This is a genomic window from Bradyrhizobium sp. SHOUNA76, from assembly GCF_023006445.1.
In the GTDB taxonomy this organism is placed as follows: Bacteria; Pseudomonadota; Alphaproteobacteria; order Rhizobiales; family Xanthobacteraceae; genus Bradyrhizobium.
The window spans coordinates 1-1,660 of record NZ_JALBHA010000827.1 but is presented as its reverse complement, the minus strand read 5'-3'; the positions used below and the strand labels follow the sequence as shown (position 1 = coordinate 1,660).

Below are 1,660 nucleotides of genomic sequence, written 5' to 3'. Positions count from 1 at the left end.
ATTGCGCACGCCGGCGGGGCGGCGGAGTTGCGCGCGGATCAGGGCCAGCGCGAGCTGCCCGGCCAGGAGCTCGTCGAAGGCGAGGCGCGACCAGAACGGCTGGTCGGGCAGGATGTCCGTCAGCTCGACCGGCTGATGCACCCGATTGAGCGCTTCGGCGATCGGCGGAAAATTACAGCGTCGCATCACCTCCGGGCTGATCCATTCCGGCAGCGCCGGCAGCTTCTGCAGGGCCTGCGCGATCGCGCGGCGCAGCGAACCGAGCGCCAGGCCCTCCGTCAGCGGATAGACCGGATCGATGCCGGAGAGTTTTGAGATCGCTTCCTCGTCCAGCACGCGGTCGGGATGCACGATCTGCGGGATGCCGTCATACATCTGCAGCGTGCCGGAGACGTAGCGCTTCTCGCCGACCGGTAGCAGCTTCTCGACATAGCCCGGCTTGGCACGGAAGAAGGTCAGCACGACGTCGCCGGTGTCGTCGCTGGCATAGACCAGATACGGCGCGCGCGAATTGCGTGGCGGGGGCGGGCGGTGGCGGTCCACGGTGACCTCCAGCGTCACCATGGTTCCCTGCGCCGCGTCGCGGATTTTCGGCCGCGCCCGGCGGTCGATCACCTGGCTCGGCAGATGCAGCAACAGATCGACCAGCCGCGGCGTCTCGCTGCGGCTGAGCAGGTATTGCAGCAGCTTGTCCTGCTTCGGACCGACGCCGGACAGGCTGGTCACGGGGGCAAACAGCGGGTTGAGCAGGCTGGGGCGCATTCGGGAATCTAAGGTTGTTCATGGCCGTCATGCCCGGCTTTATGCCGGGCATCCACGTCTTTTTTTGCAGCCCGACGTGGATGGCCGGGACAAGCCCGGCCATGACGGACCGGATGGGCGTCCTGTCGCAACAAAAGGCTGACATGGCCGGTCCCAATGGCTATATCACCCCGGCCCGGCACGTCCGGGCTTTCTGCGTTTGACTGGATTTGAGACATGACGGGAACGACACGATCGAGCAACGGGCTGGACGATCGCCGCAAGCGGCTTCTGTTCCGCTGCTGGCACCGCGGCACGCGCGAGATGGATTTGATCCTCGGCCGCTTCGCGGACGCCGAGATCGGCAATCTGTCCGATGACGAGCTGACGCAGCTCGAGACGCTGCTCGAGGTCAACGATCCCGATCTCTATGCCGCCATCACCGGCGACAAGGTGCTGCCGGCTGATGTCACCGGCGCGTTGTTTGCCCGCATCAAGGCCTATCCGATCGCGGACGGCGGCGTATGAAACAGGGAATGAAGTCTCCGGCCGAGCTGCTTGCGCCCGGCCGTGCGCTGACGCTTGCCAATGTCGCGGAAGGCGCCGAAGGCCTCGTCGCTTCTGATCTCGCCCGGGCCATTGCGGCGCGGCCGAAGAAGCCGGCGGTCAGCCTTGCGGTGGTCTGCCGCGACGGTCCGCGCATGCAGCAGCTCGAACGCGCGCTGCAATTCTTCGCGCCCGATCTGCCGGTGCTGACTTTCCCGGCCTGGGACTGCCAGCCCTATGACCGCGTGTCGCCACATGGCGGCATCCTGGCGCAACGCCTCACCACGCTGGCACGGCTTGCGTCTCTGACGGGCAGCGACAAGCCGCTGATCGTGCTGACGACGGTGAACGCCCTCGTGCAGCGCGTGCCCGC

2 protein-coding genes and 2 pseudogenes are annotated in these 1,660 nt (G+C 66.6%); 3 read left to right on the top strand and 1 reads right to left on the bottom strand.

All coding sequences use genetic code 11. The annotated features are described in order from the left end of the window. A pseudogene (locus MOV74_RS37605) lies at positions 1-762 on the bottom strand (ATP-dependent DNA helicase RecG); the annotation flags it as partial. Positions 763-776: 14 nt separating this feature from the next. Here MOV74_RS37605 and MOV74_RS37600 point away from each other — a divergent pair. The 3 genes and pseudogenes from MOV74_RS37600 to MOV74_RS37590 all read left to right on the top strand — a co-directional run. Further along, positions 777-965 carry a hypothetical protein gene (locus MOV74_RS37600; protein WP_246932501.1) on the top strand — a complete coding sequence of 63 codons (189 nt, stop codon included), beginning with the start codon at positions 777-779 and terminating at the stop codon, positions 963-965. Between the two features lie 13 nt (positions 966-978). Next, the gene (locus tag MOV74_RS37595) at positions 979-1,269 is read left to right on the top strand and encodes a succinate dehydrogenase assembly factor 2 (RefSeq protein ID WP_246932499.1); all 291 of its coding nucleotides are present in this window, start codon (positions 979-981) and stop codon (positions 1,267-1,269) included. Beyond that, positions 1,266-1,660, top strand: a pseudogene (locus tag MOV74_RS37590) (transcription-repair coupling factor); the annotation flags it as partial. The gene MOV74_RS37595 and the pseudogene MOV74_RS37590, both read left to right, overlap by 4 nt.